Below are 17,151 nucleotides of genomic sequence, written 5' to 3'. Positions count from 1 at the left end.
CAGCGTTATATGCCTCATGGTTAAGTGCTCCGATACAGGATAGGTTATCGTCTTTAAGGGTAGCAGACGTGCTGGACTTATTAGTATTCGGATTTGAGGTTACTTGGAGTGGACCGTCATGATTGACCACCAGAAGTTACAAAAGCTAGTAGGGCAGCTGTATTCCGCTGTATCCGAGTTAGGGAGGATGTTTCCTGGTCGTCATTTCCCCCCCAAAAAAATTGGCATATGGTCGGGAGTTTGGGGTAGTGCTTGGTTGCGGATGCTTATGACCTAGAGCTTGTCACGGCGTCTAACAAGGGGTTTGATGCGCTCACCCGTGATGGGGTGGAGGTGGAGGTCAAGGCGACTCAAGCGAAAACGGTCTCCTTCCACAGTGAGTCGCAGCATGTGATTGTCATCAAAATCAACAAAGACGGCACGTTCGACGTCGTTTACAATGGACCAGGGGCATTGATCTCGAGGCACTTCCGAGGAAAGCCGCTGCCTAGTAACGGCTAGTATCAAATATCTATCAGTAAGCTCCGTAGCTTAAATCAACTGGTGGCCGATCACTGCCGCATCCAACCGGTAAAGTAATCAGCGTTTACTTATCTTGGTGTAACGATCCTAATGGTGTGTATAGATCACTCGTCCGTGTTGTCGCTACTGGGAGCGTCATTATGCCAGATACACATTTATCGATAGCTTATCTCTGGATACTCTTTAGCTTTAACAGCACCTAGTTTGTATGTGAGGATGCCATAGCGACCGATCCATGGTGAGTTGTTAGATTTGCTAACTAAAGAGTAATGATCTCGTATTTGATGAATTTTTAGGGTGCGAAGCTTGCCTTTGATAACAAAAGTATGGGTGGACTCAAAATATTCCCACTCAATTCCACACTCATCTAATCGCTTTAAGTTAGCACCAAGTATTTTGAAGATGGCCTCTTTCTTGGATTTATCCCATCTGCAGAGCAACATTTGATATTGCTCTTCATTAAAGTCTCCTGAGAGAAGCATGTTGAAAAATAATCCATTGTCTGTGTCTGAGTTCATTTCTTTTAGTCCTTATTCTTCAATATCTGAGTCCGATTCTACGTATTCTTACTTTATGATTTATTGCATCGAATCTAACCCCAGAAAGATCAAGTAGGTAAGTTAAAGCCAATGGCTGGCTAGGTTGATGCCCCTCTATGGGGTGTGACAGGTGTCACGGCTAGGTTGATGCCCTCCCCTATGGGGTGTGACAGGTGTCACGGCTAGGTTGATGCCCCTCTATGGGGTGTGACAGGTGTCACGGCTAGGTTGATGCTCCCCCCTATGGGGTGTGACAGGTGTCACGGCTAGGTTGATGCCCTCCCCTATGGGGTGTGACAGATGTCACGGCTAGATTTGCCCCTGCTTCCTGTAAGGAGGCAATTCACAACAACAATAGAGAACAAGCTTAAATCAAAATGCCTTCATAAGTGCTTTTGTGTGGTTGGGGATGTCATTTGAATCGAATTGGTATGAAAATCGATCTAACTTTGTTCTGGTGTAACTACTGCCCAATCGCATTTGATCAAAGCAAAAGATTACGCCAGTACTGCTCTCAATGGTTAGGATCTTGAGTAGCTCGATAGCACTAAATGACGAAAACCGTCGGCCTATTAATGGCGCAATTTCAGTAATCTGACGCTTGCTCACACCAGCTTCGGTCAAGGCTAATAACGTGCACTCTCTAACATTAACGCCATTCTTGGCAGCGCTTGAATAATTCATAGTTAGACTGCCTTGTAGTCAATCTGGGATGGAAATGTGCATTTCATTTCGTCAATTGCTAATAGTGTGCTTTTGCTGGCCTCAATACTGAATGCCTCGAAGAATTTTTTAATTGATTCCCCCTTGCTATCAAGCCATTGGTTCATTTGACTTTGAATTGTCTCCCTTGCTTCTTTTAAAGAAAGACCTTCATGTTTTTCAAAAATAGATGCGAGATTTGTTGCTACATTCTCTTTGCATGAGATTCTAAATGCATAAGAAAGTTTGCTGAAGTAGCTCTCATCAGAAAGCTCATGGAGATAGGTGATCCGCCCACCTTCAAGAAAACTCCCATCCGATCCTTTGAAATCTGGATGGATGGAGTTAAGAATAAGCGAATCATTTTTTAAATTTCTAATGTACTCAAGTTTCATCATAGTGCCTCACTTAAATGGATAAGTTAATTATGTGCGAAAGCTGGGGTTCTGAATCGCTCGCTCGATGCACCTAAGAATGGATTGTTCAAGTCGTTAAAGGCAGAAATGCCTGGTTGAAAATTGTTTGATATAAGACTGATAGTGGCTGAGTAGGGTGGTTCGGCCATATGTAATGAGTTTATTAAGATGCGTATTTTGATTCTTTCGGAGAATTCTGAAGAACGAAGTAGCTTGCCAAAATGATTAGTAGACCATTGATGGATGTCAAGCCAAACCAAGGACCAAAACCAAAGCATGTTAGACACAATGTTGGCGAACATTGTTCATTCGAGCGCAATTGAAGGAGAGAAGCTTAATGCGTTTTCTGTACGTTCATCGTTGGCTAATAAGCTTGGCCTTTCCGGTGAGAAGCCATTTCCTACTACCGAACGCACTGATGGTTTAGCAGAAATTATGCTGGACGCAGTGGTGAATCTAGACTCACCACTCTCACTTGAAAGGATATTGAAATGGCATAGTCGTCTGTTTCCAGAAGGCTACACCTTATTCAATCCAGTAATAGGAGGGCGATTGCGTGGAGATGAACCAATGCAAGTTGTATCTGGCAGGATTGACAACCCTACCGTCCACTTTGAAGCCCCAAGAAGAGATGTGCTGGAGTCTCAACTGAACGGTTTTATCGACTGGTTTAATGATTCTAGAGCAAACCCAGCTATAGATCCTTTACTCAGAGCGGCAGTAACGCACTTCTGGTTTGTGACTCTTCATCCTTTAGATGATGGCAACGGCAGGATCACACGATTACTAACCGATTTAGCACTGGCGCAGGCTGAGCGTCAATCAGTACGATTCTATGCGATGTCAGTGGCGATTTTAGCGAGTCGTAAAAGCTACTACGAGATATTAGAGAAATCCCAAAAAGGTGATCTTGATATTACCTCATGGCTTATGTGGTTTTTAACAACCTTAGATGAAGCGTTTGCTAATGTGCTTGAAGATATCGACAAAACGATTGTTAAAACAAACTTCTGGGCGAATGTGGATCAAACTCAAATGTCCTTAGAGCAAGTAAAAGTGCTCAATCGAATGCTTGATGGTGATTTTGACCAAGGTATTAACACATCTCAATATCATAAGGTGGCGAAAGTGAGTAAGCCAACCGCTTCACGTCATTTGGCTTTCTTAGTGGAGTTAGGTTGCTTAGTAAAAAGTGAGGCCGGTGGGCGGAGCACGCGTTATAAACTTGCGCATTTTTAGGAGCGTGCTATCAAGCCAGTCAAAATTCTTTAAAGCTATGAAGCTAATAGCCGACGAGGTGGCTTGGCTCATAAGCGAAACATCGATGATGGGATGCTCGCGTTGTTTAAAAGTAGGTAAATCCATTAGGGGCATTACATTGCTAACATGCAGGGGCTTCCAATTCATATAGTGGAATCAGCAATGTGAAAGGCTTGGTCAATTGGCAATTAGAGCTTGAGAAGATACGTTGGCAACAATCTATGTTTTATGATCAATGTTCATTCTTAAGATTAACCAACATATGATAACAACTCCTTGATGATACGTTTTAATCAGGTTTCAGGTAAACCTGTACTTGTAGGGGTATTGGCGGAGGCATACTCTTCTCGCTGAGTATTGATAAAAACATCAAACTTTAATGTTGGTGGTTAGAGAGAGATAGAGCTAAAAAATATCAAACTTTACCTTTCTCAGGCCCTATTTAACGTCATTTTCGTATCAAACTATAATGTCGCCGTACATCTAGATAGCCTTCGGGATGCCCAGCAGGAATTCGAGACAGTCGATTGGCTTCTTCGCCTGCACCGTGACCCGCTCGGGTGATCTTTTGAGTCGGTTCGCCGAACACAGACAGCCATAATTCGTTAGGCGATTCTTGCGACCACTCGATGCCCGCTTTTTCGCCATAAAGACGAATTTTCAAACCGTTTTCATTACCTGGCGCCACTTGGCTAGACCACAACATGCCCTTTGCTCCACCATCAAAACGCAGCATGGTATGAACATTGTCGTCTAAGCGTCGTCCGTCAACAAAAGCGGTCAAGTCAGCAGAAACTTGTTGGACTTTTTGTCCAGAAATAAAACAAGCTAAATTGAACGCATGAGTACCTATGTCTCCTAGGCAGCCAGCCATGCCTGATTTCTCTGGGTCTGTACGCCATTTAGCTTGTTTGTTATCTGTGTTTTCAGCAGGATCGGTTAACCAATCTTGCGCGTATTCCACTTGGATGACGCGAAGTGCTCCAAGCACACCGGTCTCAACAAGATGTTTGGCGTGTCTTACCAGAGGGTAACCAGTGTAATTATGGGTTAGGGCAAAAAAGGCCCCCGATTTTTCAACCAGTGTCTTTAACGAAAGCGCCTCATTTAGGTCTTTTGTGACGGGCTTATCACAAATTACGTGGATGCCTTGCTCTAAAAATGCCTTAGCTACCGGGTAATGCATATGATTCGGAGTAACAATCACCACAGCCTGAATGCCGTCTTTACGCTGCTTTTCTTGTTCAGCCATCGTGGCGAATGAAGAATAGGCGCGTTCTGGATCAATACCAAGACGGAGAGCTGAAGCTAAAGCTCTATCAGGGTCAGAAGACAAAGCGCCTGCTACTAACTCAAAGCCATCATCTATACGAGTGGCAATACGATGTACCGCGCCGATAAAAGCACCATCACCACCACCGACCATACCGATACGAATACGTTTATGCGTCATGTTGTTCTCCTTTATTTTAAACCAAGAATGCGACGATTTGTCTGGTGATCTATACCACTACTGGCGAAATCATCAAACGCGCGTTCTGTGACTCGAATTAAATGATCATTAACAAACTTGACGCCTTCCTCGGCTCCAGCCTCAGGGTGTTTCATGCAACATTCCCATTCGATAACGGCCCAGCCGCCAAAATCATATTGAGTGAGTTTTGAAAAAATACCTTTGAAATCGACTTGGCCATCTCCTAAAGAACGAAAGCGCCCAGCTCGATCTATCCAACTTTGATAGCCACCGTAAACGCCTTGTCTGCCAGTGGCATTAAATTCGGCGTCTTTCACATGGAACATCTTGATACGATCGTGGTAAATATCGATAAACTGTAAATAGTCGAGTTGCTGCAATACAAAGTGAGAAGGGTCAAAAAGGATATTTGCTCTAGGGTGGTTATTCGTTGCCGCTAAAAACATATCGAAAGTGACACCGTCATGTAGGTCTTCACCTGGGTGAATCTCATAACAAACATTGACGCCGCAGCGGTCGAATTCATTCAGTATTGGAATCCAGCGATTGGCGAGTTCTTCAAAGCCAGCTTCAACCAACCCCGCTGGTCTTTGTGGCCAAGGATAAAGATAAGGCCAGAGTAAGGCGCCAGAAAAAGTGGCGTGATTGGTTAGACCTAGATTCTTGGAGGCGTGTGCGGATTTTAATAGCTGATCGACAGCCCATTTTTGTCTAGCGTCTGGGTTGCCTTTGACATGATCTGGTGCGAAGCCGTCAAACATATCATCGTAGGCTGGGTGAACAGCGACCAATTGTCCTTGTAAGTGCGTCGACAGTTCAGTTACGACCATGCCGTGCTTAGCAAGCGTATCTTGAATGTACTGACAGTATTGGAGATCACTGGCAGCGCGATCTAGGTCAAACAACCTCTGATCCCAAGTGGGTATCTGGACGCCTTTAAAACCAATGCTTGCAGCCCATTCGATAATGTTTTCAAACGTATTGAATGGCGCTTCATCACCAGCAAACTGCGCAAGGAACAGAGCGGGACCTTGTAAAGCCTTCATAATATTACCCCCATAGTTATTTTTATTTGAGTGGTTTTTATGTTTTGTAATCGATTACATTCTCGATCATAAAAAAAGACTTTTCAATGAGTTTTGTAAAGTCTTTCAGAAGATTTTTTTGAGTATAGTGTGTTTTTTAATCAAATTAAGTGTGTTTTTACGATAAAAATGCACTTTTTCGCTTTTGAAAGCACAATGTAACAAAATGAAATGCTTGCAGTTCAGCGAATATGGATTGTTTTGATGTGAAACTGACAGCTAGCAATCGCGACGCTTTTCAGCGAGTTGCCGTTACGAAATAGGTTAAGAGATAAGCAGTAATGAATGCCTAATAATGAAAAAAATCCCCAAAATATTTTTCAATCCCATGCTGTATTTTTTTATAAAAAACGCTACACGCAAACAAAAAAAGGTAATACCGCTTCTTGAGTCATCATTTTACATTCTACTGACTCCATACAGGAGCTCGTTCACTTAATAAAAATAACAAGGAATGACAAGATGAAAAAAATCGTATCTATGAGTTTACTTGCCACCCTTTGCGCAGCGACCTCACTACCTGTTTTGGCCGCTGGTGAAAAGATCGGTTTGTTAATGTCTGACTTGCGTTTAGAACGCTGGCAGAAAGACCGAGATATATTCACTTCCGCAGCAGAAGCCATGGGCGCAAAAGTCTATACTCAATCTGCAAATGGTGATGTCACTACTCAAATCTCCCAAATTGAAAACATGATTTCTCGTGGCGTAGATGTGTTGGTTATCGTGCCTGAAAACGGCGAAGTGCTAGGTAATGTGTTGGCGGAAGCGAAAGCGGAAGGTATCAAAGTCTTGGCGTATGACCGATTGATCAAATTTGCTGACATCGACCTGTATGTGTCTTTTGACAACATCCGAGTGGGTGAGATGCAAGCCGAAGCTTTGCTTAAGCGTAAGCCAAGAGGAAACTACTTCTTAATGGGTGGGTCTCCAACTGACAACAACGCGAAAATGTTCCGTCAAGGGCAAATGAACGTGATTCAACCAGCTATTGATGCGAAACAAATTCAGATTGTTGGCGATCAATGGGCAATGGGTTGGTCTGCTGAAGCGGCATTGAACATTATGGAAAATGGTCTAACCGCCAACGCCAATAAAATCGATGCGGTTGTGGCGTCCAACGATTCCACCGCGGGCGGTGCGATTCAAGCATTAGCAGCTCAAGGTTTGAGTGGCAAAGTGGTTATCTCTGGTCAAGACGCGGATCTCGCTGCCATGCGCAGAATTGTCGCTGGTACTCAAACCATGACGGTGTACAAACCGATTTCTAAACTGGCAACAGCCAGTGCTGAAATGGCGGTTAAACTGGCTCGTGGGGAAAAAATCCAGGTTACAGGGCACGTTAATAACGGTAAGAAAGATGTAGATGCTTTATTGTTAACGCCAATCGCTGTCACTAAAGACAACCTAGATTCCACCGTTATTGCTGACGGTTACCACACGCGTAACGCTGTTTACAATCCTTAGTTCATTCCTATTAATGGCACTCGAAAGAGTGCCATTTGCTTTTCATAAAGGTGTAAATATGAAGCAACCATTATTGGACATGCGTGGGATTATAAAAAGTTTCTCCGGTGTCCGTGCATTAAACGGCGTCAGCATCCAGCTTGATCCTGGTGAAGCCTTGTCTATATGCGGTGAGAACGGTTCAGGTAAATCAACCTTAATGAAAGTATTAAGTGGTGTTTGGCCATTTGGTTCTTATGAAGGTGAAATTTATTTTGAAGGCAATCTTGTTAAAGCATCCAGTATTCGTGATACCGAAGCGTTAGGAATCGTCATTATTCACCAAGAATTGGCGCTCGTTAAAGAGATGACCGTCTTAGAAAATATCTTTCTGGGTAATGAACTTGGTACGTTTGCAAGGCTAAATGACGAAGAAATGCACCGTCGTACAGCGGAGCTGTTGGCGCGAGTCAAGTTGGATATTTTACCTGATACGCCAATCCGAGAGCTTGGTGTGGGCCAACAGCAATTGGTCGAGATCGCTAAAGCATTAAACAAAAACGTGAAGCTATTAATACTGGACGAGCCAACGTCTTCTCTGACCACCACAGAGATCGAAATCCTATTGAACATTGTGAGTGAGCTGAAACAGCAGGGCATCGCTTGTATCTACATTTCTCATAAATTGGAAGAAGTATTGGCTTTATCCAATTGGGTCACGGTCATTCGAGATGGTGATCATATAGATACTCGATCGGTCGAAAATCTCACACAAAATGACATCATCAGCATGATGGTTGGGCGCGAATTAGATGAGCTGTTTCCACGGGAAGAGCATGAGATCGGTGACATCGTACTAAAAGTAAAACACGCGACCGCGAAGCAAGCGGGTGCCTCGCGGGCTCAAGTAGAAGACGTAAGTTTTGAATTACGGCAAGGTGAAATTCTTGGCATCGCAGGGTTGATCGGTTCTGGTCGAACGGAGCTGATGCAATGTTTGTATGGTTCTTACGATGGTAACTACGAAGCAGAGGTTGAATTGCATGGCGAGTCGTTAGCAATTCGTTCTCAGCGCACAGCGTTAGAAGCCGGTATTGCCATGGTGCCAGAAGACCGAAAGCGTCACGGTATCGTGCCTATTATGAGCGTTGGACGAAACATCACCCTTTCGGTTTTAAGTCAATATTCGTCATGGTTTGGTGCGATCAATGAAGATCAAGAAAGCCAAGACATCGATAATTATATTGCGCAACTGAAAGTAAAAACGGCGTCGTCTGAACTGTCAATTAAAAATTTGAGTGGTGGTAATCAGCAAAAAGCCATCATCGCCAAATGTTTATTAACGCATCCCAAAATTTTGATACTAGACGAGCCGACTCGCGGCATTGATGTGGGCGCCAAATACGAAATTTATAAACTGATGTTTGCGCTCGTCAAACAAGGTATGTCGATCATCATGGTGTCGTCTGAATTGTCCGAAGTCATAGGGATCAGTGACCGAGTATTGGTGATGCACGAAGGACGACTAAAAGGTCAATTTGACCACCAAGGTTTGACTCAAGAAATGATAATGAATTGCGCGATCAAAGAGGATACAACGAATGTTTAAAACAATAAAAACCAGTCAACTACAACTGTTTGCCATGTTGGCAGCCATGCTGTTAATCGTCGTATTCTTTTCCTTTGCGACAGACGGTGCCTTTGTGTCACCGCGTAATATTTCTAACTTAATTCGTCAAACGGCCATTGTAGGCGTGCTCGCCATTGGCATGGTGTTTGTCATTATCAGCGCGGAAATCGATTTGTCCGTTGGTTCTATGATGGGCTTATTGGGTGGTGTGGCCGCGATTCTGGATGTTTGGTTTCACTTTCCTATTATGCTCACCGTTTTAATCACGGTCGCTGCGGGTTTGGTGTTGGGCTTGTTTAATGGCTGGTGGGTCGCTTATCAAAAAGTGCCCTCTTTTATTGTCACCTTGGCAGGCATGTTAGCGTTTCGTGGCATCTTAGTGGGATTAACTGATGGGGCGACGGTTGCGCCAACGTCTAGTTCACTGGCGATTGTTGGGCAAAGTTATATTCCGTCTGGTTGGGGGATCAGTGTTGTCTCCTTGTTGTGTCTTGGGCTGGTGGCTAAGGTTTATGCTCGACGCAAGGCAAGACAAAAGCACGGTGTGGAAAATCAGTCGGCTAAGTTTGAATACGCCAAAGCGACGATCGCTGTTGCCGTATTAATGGGATTGTTATTCATTCTGGAAAGCTATCGCGGTATTCCAACCCCCATTTTGATCATGGGTGGGCTGATTCTAATCGCCACTTATGTAGCAAAAAGAACATCGTTTGGTCGTCGAATTTACGCGATTGGTGGCAACATCGAAGCGACTCGCATGTCGGGAGTTAACGTAGAACGCACTAAAATGTTGGTGTTTGGCTTCAATGGCATGATGGTCGCCGTGGCCGCTTTAATACTCACATCTCGACTTGGAGCGGGCTCCCCTGCTGCGGGAAACATGGCAGAACTGGATGCTATCGCAGCCTGTGTTATTGGCGGCGCCAGTTTGGCTGGCGGTGTTGGTGCGGTATTTGGTGCCATAATGGGGGCACTGATTATGGCGAGCTTGGACAATGGCATGAGCATGTTGGATGTGCCGACGTTTTGGCAACTAATCGTTAAAGGCATGATTTTGTTGCTCGCCGTTTGGTTGGACGTAAAAACAAAAAAATCACAGTAAAAGGTAGCGTGCAAAGGTTGAATCGGTTATGTAGGTCGCGGCTTTAGCCCGACAAGGTCTAATTTGGTGCCACACAACTTTTTGTCGGCATAAATTCACGACCTACAAAATCGACAGAAGTCGTTTGGTGACAACCCCATGTGTAAGGGTGGCGATTAACAAAATGAAGGATATGTTTTATGTATATCGGAATTGACCTCGGCACCTCTGGTGTAAAAGTGATTTTAATGGCAAAAGATGGTCAGGTAACAGCCAGCTGCTCATCGCCTTTGTCTGTATCTCGGCCGTTTGACCTTTGGTCTGAGCAAAATCCAGCAGACTGGTGGCAAGCAACTGACTTGGCAATGTTGCAGCTGGCTAAAGAGCACAACTTACAAGACGTTAAAGCCATTGGCTTATCGGGGCAAATGCATGGCGCCACCTTGCTTGGCAAGCAGGGCGAAGTATTGCGCCCCGCGATCCTTTGGAATGATGGCCGCTCTCACGAAGAATGCTTGGTCTTGCAAAGGCGCTGTCCAGAAGTGCAAGCCATTACGGGGAACCTGGTTATGCCTGGTTTTACCGCGCCTAAGTTGCTTTGGGTGAAGCAGCATGAGCCGGAAGTTTTTGCACAAATTGATAAAGTGTTATTGCCAAAAGATTATCTACGTTTTCGCATGACAGGGGATTTCGCGACCGACGTTTCCGATGCCTCAGGCACTCTATGGTTGAATATGGAGCAACGCACTTGGAGCGAGACCATGTTGCAAGCAACAGGCTTAAACGAAAAGCAAATGCCAAAAGTATATGAAGGCTCGGAAATCACCGGCACGATCGACGAGCTGTTGGCCAAACGCTGGTCTATGCCTATTGTGCCTGTTGTTGCGGGTGGTGGTGATAACGCCGCAGGCGCAGTCGGCATGGGCATTATTTCACCTGAACAAACCATGCTATCGCTGGGGACATCAGGGGTGATTTTTGCAGTAAGTGATGGATTTACAGCGAATCCTGCTGCTGCCTTGCACAGTTTTGGTCATGCAATTCCGAATACTTGGCACACTATGTCGGTGATGTTAAGTGCGGCGAGCTGTATTGATTGGGTCTCCAAACTAGCGCAGTTTAGCAGTGTGGAGTTGGCTTTATTGGCGGCTGAAAACCGCTTAGAACAGGATAGCAAGCTTACTTTTTTGCCTTATCTAAGCGGAGAAAGAACGCCGCATAACGATGCCAATGCAAAAGGCGTGTTTTGGGGGATGACCCATGAAACGACGCCAGCGGATTTGGTTCTTGCAGTACTTGAAGGGGTGAGCTTTGCCTTGCTGGATGGATTGGATACGGTACGCTCGGCACACAATATCAGCGAAGGAATAGACGTGATTGGTGGCGGAGCCAAAAGCACCTATTGGTTACAAAGGCTGGCGGATGTCTTTAATGTGCCAATGGATTACCGTGCAGGTGGCGAAGTTGGGCCTGCTTTGGGTGCGGCTCGCTTGGCGGCTATTGGCGATCAAGGCCAAGGCGCACTAAACGAAATTTGCACCAAGCCAGCGCTTATTAAACGTTACTTGCCTGATCAAGCAAATAGCGCTCGGTATACAGAGAAGCGCAGGCGCTTTCAGGATTTGTACCAAAGAGTAAAAGGGCTTTAATTAGCAAGGGCGGTGTTGCATGACGCCGCTCTTATTACCAACTTTCTTTCATTACGATTTCTATTATTTCCTTTCTGATTTTTATCATTACCTAGAACCTGCAATATCAACAAGAGTATGATCAAGCTAATAATAAAAATTAGAGATGCTTTTGTATGTTTGAAAAACGCTATCGACTCAACTTGGTATTTAATGCCAATAAAGTGTATGACCGACAAGTCATTGAAGGTATTGGTGAATACTTACATGCAGCTCAATGTGATTGGGATGTGTATTTTGAAGACGATTTTCGCTGTCGCCTAGATGCATTAAAACACTGGGAAGGAGACGGCATTATTGCCGACTTTGATAACCCCGAAGTGGAAGACATCCTAAAAGACACCGATATTCCCACTGTAGCGGTTGGCGGTTCTTACCACCATAAAGAAGATTATCCACGACTGCCTTATGTCGCCACAGACAACGCTGCTTTGGTGCATTGTGCGTACCAACACCTGAAGCGCAAAGGGCTGCCCGCGTTTGCCTTTTATGGTGTGCCAAGTACCATTTATAGTCGGTGGGCCAGTGAGCGTGAGCATGCCTTTATCGAGCAAGTCCGTTCAGACGGCTTTGAGCCTCATGTACACCAAGGTTTCTGCACCTCGGCAGAAGTCTGGGAAACGGCACAGCGTGAGCTAGAAAACTGGCTTAAAAACCTTCCTAAACCCATTGGCATTATAGCCGTCACAGATTCCCGTGCACGCCATTTATTACAGGTTTGTGATCATTTGAATATCTTGGTACCAGAGCAAGTGGCCATTGTAGGCATTGATAATGAAAGCATGGCGAGGAACTTGAACCGAACAGCTTTATCTTCAGTAGAGCAGGGCAGTAAGCAAATGGGTTATGAAGCGGCAAAAATGCTGCATCGTATGCTACAAGGCTATTCTACGGAAAACTCGCTGGTGGTGGTCGACCCAACTGGCATAGCGGAAAGACAATCGTCTGATTATCGCGCATTGCACGACCCGTATGTTATCCAAGCCATGCATTTTATTCGTCATAATGCGTGTCGAGGTGTGAAAGTAGCACAAGTTGTTGATTACATTGGCATATCCAGAACCAACCTAGAAACCCGCTTTATCGACGAAATTGGCTGCTCAATGCACGAACAACTGCACATGACCAAGTTTTATCGCGCCTGTGAATTGATCACTTCGACCAACTTACCGTTCGATGAAATAGCCAGAACTTGTGGTTATCCTTCCGTACAATACATGTACACGGTATCGCGTAAAAACTTGGGCATGACACCTGGGGAATACCGTGTGTCGTCGCGGCTTGATAAAGAAAACAACCAACACTAAAGTATTTTTGAGACAGTGAGGGAGGGCGAAATGCTAAAAAATATAGACCCATTACTAAGTGGGGAATTGCTAAACGTATTGCGCACAATGGGCCACGGTGACGACATTGTTTTGGTGGATCGTAACTTTCCTGCGGCTTCTGTTGCGGGTGGAAAACCGGTCATTCGTCTAGATGGCGTGAATGTCACCCAAGCGGCTACGGCGATTTTATCCGTATTGCCGTTGGATACCTTTGTTGACCAGCCAGTGACTCGTATGCAAATGGTTGGCGAAGACGAATCGGTCATGCCAGAAGTACAGCAAGAGTTCGCAGCGCTATTAAAGGCGGCTGACAGTGATAATGCAGAAATGGGCTCGTTAGAACGCTTTGCTTTTTACGAAGCTGCCAAACAGGCTTTCGCTGTCGTCGTAACGGGGGAAGCAAGAGGTTATGGGTGTTTTCTACTGAAGAAAGGCGTGATCTTTTCTTAAAATTTCTCGTAACATTTAGTAATAAAAAACACAGGCCAATCTTCGTTGGCCTGTTTTTTTTGTTCGCGATCTAACATGCGATCTTATTTATAAATATAGCCATTCAGCATATTTTCTAGCATCTCTTGGCGACCAGAAACGGGCTGAGGATCTATGTTGTTTTTAGTCGCATACTCCGCAAGATCTTGCAGTGTATGCTTGCCAGCTAAAATGTCGGCCCCTAAAGAATCGTTCCATTTTGCGTAGCGTTGTTCAACAAGCGTCGCTAGTTTTTCATCTTCGATCATCTTAACCGCGCGCTCTAAGGACAGTGCCAAAGTATCCATCGCGCCAATATGCCCGTGGAACAAATCCTCTAGATCCATGGACTGACGACGCAATTTGGTGTCAAACATGTAACCACCGTTCTGGAAACCACCGTTTTTCAGAATCTCATACGTAACTAAAGTATATTCTTCAACGCTAGTCGGAAATTGGTCTGTGTCCCAGCCTAGTTGCGCGTCGCCTTGGTTGGCGTCGACGGAGCCTAGAATCCCTAATGAACAAGCCGTGGCGATTTCATGATGGAAACTGTGCCCTGCTAAAGTCGCGTGGTTAGCTTCGATATTGACCTTAATCTCTTTCTCAAGCCCAAATTCTTTTAAGAAACCATAAACCGTCGCGGTATCGTAATCGTATTGATGCTTGGTTGGTTCGGCGGGTTTTGGTTCGATCAACAAAGTGCCTTCAAAACCGATTTTGTATTTGTGCTCAACCACCATTTGCATGAAGCGGCCAAGCTGGGCGCGTTCACGTTTTAGGTCGGTATTCAGCAAGGTTTCATAACCTTCACGACCGCCCCACAAAACATAGTTTTGGCCATTCAATGCTTTGGTTGCGTTCATTGCATGGAATACCTGAGTCGCTGCGTAAGCGAAGATCTCAGGATTAGGATTGGATGCCGCCCCAGACATGTATCTTGGATTGGAAAAGGCATTCGCGGTTCCCCATAACAGCTTGATGCCAGTGGCTTCTTGTTTAGCTTGAAGGACATCGACCATTTGCGCAAAGTTATTGATGTACTCTTTTAGTGAGCTGCCTTCGGGGCTGACATCAACATCGTGAAAACTGTAATAAGAAATGCCCAGCTTTGTGAAAAATTCAAATGCCGCGTCAGCTTTCATTTTGGCTGCTTCCATTTCGTTAGCAGGCTTGGTCCAAGGGCGATCAAAAGTATTCGCGCCAAATACATCGCTTCCTTGCCAACAGAAATTGTGCCAATAGCAGGCTGCCATTCTTAAATGTTCAGCCATGGTTTTGCCCATTAGTACTTTGTTTGCATCGTAATGTTTAAAAGCAAAAGGATTACTGGAATTCGCGCCTTCGTATTTTATATGCGGCACGTTCTTAAAAAACTCACTCATATCAGAACTCCTGACTGTTGTTATTTTTGTCCCTATGAATGATTGGTTTTTTGAACGATTGCTTCAATTACGAAATTTCTTGGAGCGGTTATTGAATTTGCTGGTGGAAGTAGGTCACGCATTTATGCCGACAAAAACGAGACGCATCAAATCACATCTTGTCGGGCTAAAGCCGCGACCTACCAAAGATACGTTTTGTCGGGCTAAAGCCGCGACCCACCAAAGATACGTTTTGTCGGGCTAAAGCCACGACCTACAGATAAGAATACTATCGGTTTTGTGCCGGTCGTTGATACCAAGGAAATACAAGGTCAGATGAGCCGAGGAACGAGGCGTGATCTGACGGTTGTGCCTCCCTCATCCGGCTTACGAAAACGAATCATTCCTAACCTGTTACTTTGCCTGCATATAACGATCAGCGGCTTTGGCTAGAAAATCCGACCGATCTTTAAATTCATGATGAAAGCCCACGTAGGCATCGACTCTTGCTAATAGTGGCTCTGACAAGGTGATGTTGACGCGCTTTTGTTTGCCTTTTAAGCCTTCAACGGGCACCTCAATGGCTAGCCATTCAGTAAACTCTGGATATTGAGTACGATAATCAACAAAACCGGTATCTAACATCGATAGCATATGTCCATCGGCCATGATTTCTTCGGCCATTAAAAGAATTACTTCTTTGGCGCGATACAATACTTCATTTTGTTCATCTGCAGCAGAAACGCAGCCATACCCGAATGCTTCAAACACAGGAACAATAATGCCCCATGCTGTGTTGTTGTCCTGTGGGCGCTCTATACCAACCATAAATAACATAACCACCTCGCTTGCTGTTGGTGTTTTTAAGGTGCTGATTAAACCCCAGCCATTTTCTTAATACTGTTTAATGTGCCAATCGGAAGGTGTGTTTTTTGGGTGAGGTACTGAAAATTTCTTTCCTGTTATGGGAGAAAACCATATCTGATGGTCTCCGTTTCCATGTCTTACAAACACGCATAAGTTGTCTTTGAGTTGCTTAATAAGATCCTTCGAGTTCATTTTTGCATCCTTGTTTTGAACTGGCGTTACTTGGATCAATATAAAATTATACAAACGCATAAGTATAATTCTATGTTTATTTTATTTCTTAAGGCACGACGACGTTGCACTCCGGATGGGCTATTTCAATCAACCCCTTTAACGTCCGCTTGGCGCCATCATCCCCATGCACCAAATGCACTTTCTTCGGCGGGACGCGCATACGTTTAATAAAATTCAACAAATCCCGTTGCCCTGCGTGGGCGGAATAACCGCTTATCTGCTGTACCTTGGCATTAATGGCATAACGCTCCCCATCAAACACCACATAACCATTTGGCTTATCGTGATACCGCAAAATATCCCGTCCTGGCGTACCTGCTGCTTGATAGCCCACAAACAACACATCGTTGCGCGCATCGCCCAATAACGCCTTCAAATAATTCACAATACGACCGCCAGCGCACATACCAGAAGCAGCAATAACAATAGCAGGGCGAGTTTGGCGTTGTAGGTAAGATACGGTTTGCAGATGAGTCTCGTGGCTATCTATCGTAGTCACTTGCTCAAAACTGAGTGGGTGGCGACCCGAGCTCACGCGGCGTTTTGCCTCGTCATCCCAATAGTTCGCCAACGATCGATACACCTCAGTAAAACGACTCGCCAATGGTGAATCGATAATAATATCGATGTCTTCCCAATTTAACGAAACACCAGAACGAGTCTGGCTAACAGGTTTTAGCTTGTTCTGATGAATGATATGTTCCAACTCGTACAGCAACTCTTGTGTACGACCAATGCTAAACGCAGGGATCAACACAGTTCCCGAATCACCCAAAGCGTGTTCTAAACTTTGCTGGAGTTTCTGTTGGCGTGTCGCACGATTTTCATGGTTTCTATCACCATAAGTGCTTTCTAAAACAAGCTGGTCTGCACGATAAGGCGACTGCGGCGCACATAACAAAGGCGAATAGGGCGCGCCCAAATCCCCAGAAAACACCACATCCCAATATTTTTGGTAGATACCATCTCTCCTAATCAGCCTCAAGTTTTTATTTAACTAACTTGAGGCTGATATTCTGTTTGATTCTTAACAACACCAAAACATATTTG

The 17,151-nt window shown here is 44.8% G+C and carries 17 protein-coding genes; 8 read left to right on the top strand and 9 right to left on the bottom strand.

What is annotated here, in order from left to right:
- Nucleotides 1-252: 252 nt before the first annotated feature.
- The gene (locus DFP77_RS19685; protein ID WP_220235547.1) at nt 253-501 is read left to right on the top strand and encodes a DUF6998 domain-containing protein; all 249 of its coding nucleotides are present in this window, start codon (nt 253-255) and stop codon (nt 499-501) included.
- A 176-nt stretch (nt 502-677) separates the two neighbouring features.
- On the opposite strand, the gene DFP77_RS15850 is transcribed toward DFP77_RS19685, so the two are convergent.
- The 3 genes from DFP77_RS15850 to DFP77_RS15840 all read right to left on the bottom strand — a co-directional run bounded on the left by DFP77_RS15850 (nt 678) and on the right by DFP77_RS15840 (nt 2,161).
- Nucleotides 678-1,040: a hypothetical protein gene (locus DFP77_RS15850; protein WP_114413205.1), complete on the bottom strand. Its 363-nt coding sequence runs from the start codon at nt 1,038-1,040 to the stop codon at nt 678-680.
- Between the two features lie 393 nt (nt 1,041-1,433).
- Nucleotides 1,434-1,745, bottom strand: coding sequence for a hypothetical protein (locus tag DFP77_RS15845; protein WP_114413204.1), 312 nt, complete (start codon nt 1,743-1,745; stop codon nt 1,434-1,436).
- Nucleotides 1,746-1,747: 2 nt separating this feature from the next.
- Nucleotides 1,748-2,161 carry a hypothetical protein gene (locus DFP77_RS15840; protein ID WP_114413203.1) on the bottom strand — a complete coding sequence of 138 codons (414 nt, stop codon included), beginning with the start codon at nt 2,159-2,161 and terminating at the stop codon, nt 1,748-1,750.
- A 261-nt stretch (nt 2,162-2,422) separates the two neighbouring features.
- On the opposite strand from DFP77_RS15840, the gene DFP77_RS15835 reads away from it, so the two are divergent.
- The gene (locus tag DFP77_RS15835) at nt 2,423-3,418 is read left to right on the top strand and encodes a Fic family protein (protein WP_114413202.1); all 996 of its coding nucleotides are present in this window, start codon (nt 2,423-2,425) and stop codon (nt 3,416-3,418) included.
- 469 nt (nt 3,419-3,887) lie between these two features.
- On the opposite strand, the gene DFP77_RS15830 is transcribed toward DFP77_RS15835, so the two are convergent.
- Both DFP77_RS15830 and DFP77_RS15825 read right to left on the bottom strand, forming a co-directional pair.
- Nucleotides 3,888-4,892 carry a Gfo/Idh/MocA family protein gene (locus tag DFP77_RS15830; RefSeq protein ID WP_258861192.1) on the bottom strand — a complete coding sequence of 335 codons (1,005 nt, stop codon included), beginning with the start codon at nt 4,890-4,892 and terminating at the stop codon, nt 3,888-3,890.
- A gap of 11 nt (nt 4,893-4,903) precedes the next feature.
- Complete coding sequence (locus DFP77_RS15825) at nt 4,904-5,959, bottom strand: sugar phosphate isomerase/epimerase family protein (protein WP_114413201.1); 1,056 nt, start codon at nt 5,957-5,959, stop codon at nt 4,904-4,906.
- Between the two features lie 501 nt (nt 5,960-6,460).
- On the opposite strand from DFP77_RS15825, the gene xylF reads away from it, so the two are divergent.
- The 6 genes from xylF (at nt 6,461) to DFP77_RS15795 (ending at nt 13,618) form a co-directional block, all read left to right on the top strand.
- Complete coding sequence (gene xylF / locus DFP77_RS15820) at nt 6,461-7,462, top strand: D-xylose ABC transporter substrate-binding protein (protein WP_114413200.1); 1,002 nt, start codon at nt 6,461-6,463, stop codon at nt 7,460-7,462.
- Between the two features lie 58 nt (nt 7,463-7,520).
- Entirely contained in the window at nt 7,521-9,050 is a 1,530-nt protein-coding gene (locus DFP77_RS15815) for a xylose ABC transporter ATP-binding protein (protein ID WP_114413199.1), read from the top strand.
- Complete coding sequence (locus DFP77_RS15810) at nt 9,043-10,173, top strand: sugar ABC transporter permease (protein WP_114413198.1); 1,131 nt, start codon at nt 9,043-9,045, stop codon at nt 10,171-10,173. The genes DFP77_RS15815 and DFP77_RS15810 overlap by 8 nt, the downstream gene beginning before the upstream one ends.
- A gap of 179 nt (nt 10,174-10,352) precedes the next feature.
- Nucleotides 10,353-11,801: a xylulokinase gene (gene xylB / locus DFP77_RS15805; protein WP_114413197.1), complete on the top strand. Its 1,449-nt coding sequence runs from the start codon at nt 10,353-10,355 to the stop codon at nt 11,799-11,801.
- Nucleotides 11,802-11,956: 155 nt separating this feature from the next.
- A complete protein-coding gene (locus DFP77_RS15800; RefSeq protein ID WP_114413196.1) occupies nt 11,957-13,147 on the top strand; it encodes a XylR family transcriptional regulator in 1,191 nt (396 codons plus the stop codon).
- A gap of 30 nt (nt 13,148-13,177) precedes the next feature.
- On the top strand, nt 13,178-13,618 hold the full coding sequence (locus DFP77_RS15795; RefSeq protein WP_114413195.1) for an RbsD/FucU family protein: 441 nt from the start codon (nt 13,178-13,180) through the stop codon (nt 13,616-13,618).
- An 83-nt stretch (nt 13,619-13,701) separates the two neighbouring features.
- Here the strand turns inward: DFP77_RS15795 and xylA are convergent, their stop codons facing one another.
- The 4 genes from xylA to DFP77_RS15775 form a co-directional block, all read right to left on the bottom strand.
- Nucleotides 13,702-15,021: a xylose isomerase gene (gene xylA / locus DFP77_RS15790; RefSeq protein WP_114413194.1), complete on the bottom strand. Its 1,320-nt coding sequence runs from the start codon at nt 15,019-15,021 to the stop codon at nt 13,702-13,704.
- Nucleotides 15,022-15,414: 393 nt separating this feature from the next.
- Nucleotides 15,415-15,837, bottom strand: a complete 423-nt coding sequence (locus DFP77_RS15785) for a type II toxin-antitoxin system HicB family antitoxin (RefSeq protein WP_114413193.1) — start codon at nt 15,835-15,837, stop codon at nt 15,415-15,417.
- Nucleotides 15,838-15,894: 57 nt separating this feature from the next.
- On the bottom strand, nt 15,895-16,059 hold the full coding sequence (locus DFP77_RS20035) for a type II toxin-antitoxin system HicA family toxin (RefSeq protein WP_374058259.1): 165 nt from the start codon (nt 16,057-16,059) through the stop codon (nt 15,895-15,897).
- 88 nt (nt 16,060-16,147) lie between these two features.
- Nucleotides 16,148-17,086: an MBL fold metallo-hydrolase RNA specificity domain-containing protein gene (locus tag DFP77_RS15775; protein WP_309477166.1), complete on the bottom strand. Its 939-nt coding sequence runs from the start codon at nt 17,084-17,086 to the stop codon at nt 16,148-16,150.
- Nucleotides 17,087-17,151: the final 65 nt, after the last annotated feature.

The organism is Marinomonas foliarum (genome assembly GCF_003337275.1).
In the GTDB taxonomy this organism is placed as follows: domain Bacteria; phylum Pseudomonadota; class Gammaproteobacteria; order Pseudomonadales; family Marinomonadaceae; genus Marinomonas; species Marinomonas foliarum.
This window is presented reverse-complemented; position numbering and strand designations above follow the sequence as displayed.

Excerpts from the sequence above, each read along its gene's own strand:
- DFP77_RS15850 (WP_114413205.1), bottom strand. The coding sequence starts at position 1,040 with ATGAACTCAGACACAGACAATGGATTATTTTTCAACATGCTTCTCTCA.
- DFP77_RS15845 (WP_114413204.1), bottom strand. The coding sequence starts at position 1,745 with ATGAATTATTCAAGCGCTGCCAAGAATGGCGTTAATGTTAGAGAGTGC.
- DFP77_RS15840 (WP_114413203.1), bottom strand. The coding sequence starts at position 2,161 with ATGATGAAACTTGAGTACATTAGAAATTTAAAAAATGATTCGCTTATT.
- DFP77_RS15835 (WP_114413202.1), top strand. The coding sequence starts at position 2,423 with ATGTCAAGCCAAACCAAGGACCAAAACCAAAGCATGTTAGACACAATG.
- DFP77_RS15830 (WP_258861192.1), bottom strand. The coding sequence starts at position 4,892 with ATGACGCATAAACGTATTCGTATCGGTATGGTCGGTGGTGGTGATGGT.
- DFP77_RS15825 (WP_114413201.1), bottom strand. The coding sequence starts at position 5,959 with ATGAAGGCTTTACAAGGTCCCGCTCTGTTCCTTGCGCAGTTTGCTGGT.
- xylF (WP_114413200.1), top strand. The coding sequence starts at position 6,461 with ATGAAAAAAATCGTATCTATGAGTTTACTTGCCACCCTTTGCGCAGCG.
- DFP77_RS15815 (WP_114413199.1), top strand. The coding sequence starts at position 7,521 with ATGAAGCAACCATTATTGGACATGCGTGGGATTATAAAAAGTTTCTCC.
- DFP77_RS15810 (WP_114413198.1), top strand. The coding sequence starts at position 9,043 with ATGTTTAAAACAATAAAAACCAGTCAACTACAACTGTTTGCCATGTTG.
- xylB (WP_114413197.1), top strand. The coding sequence starts at position 10,353 with ATGTATATCGGAATTGACCTCGGCACCTCTGGTGTAAAAGTGATTTTA.
- DFP77_RS15800 (WP_114413196.1), top strand. The coding sequence starts at position 11,957 with ATGTTTGAAAAACGCTATCGACTCAACTTGGTATTTAATGCCAATAAA.
- DFP77_RS15795 (WP_114413195.1), top strand. The coding sequence starts at position 13,178 with ATGCTAAAAAATATAGACCCATTACTAAGTGGGGAATTGCTAAACGTA.
- xylA (WP_114413194.1), bottom strand. The coding sequence starts at position 15,021 with ATGAGTGAGTTTTTTAAGAACGTGCCGCATATAAAATACGAAGGCGCG.
- DFP77_RS15785 (WP_114413193.1), bottom strand. The coding sequence starts at position 15,837 with ATGTTATTTATGGTTGGTATAGAGCGCCCACAGGACAACAACACAGCA.
- DFP77_RS20035 (WP_374058259.1), bottom strand. The coding sequence starts at position 16,059 with ATGAACTCGAAGGATCTTATTAAGCAACTCAAAGACAACTTATGCGTG.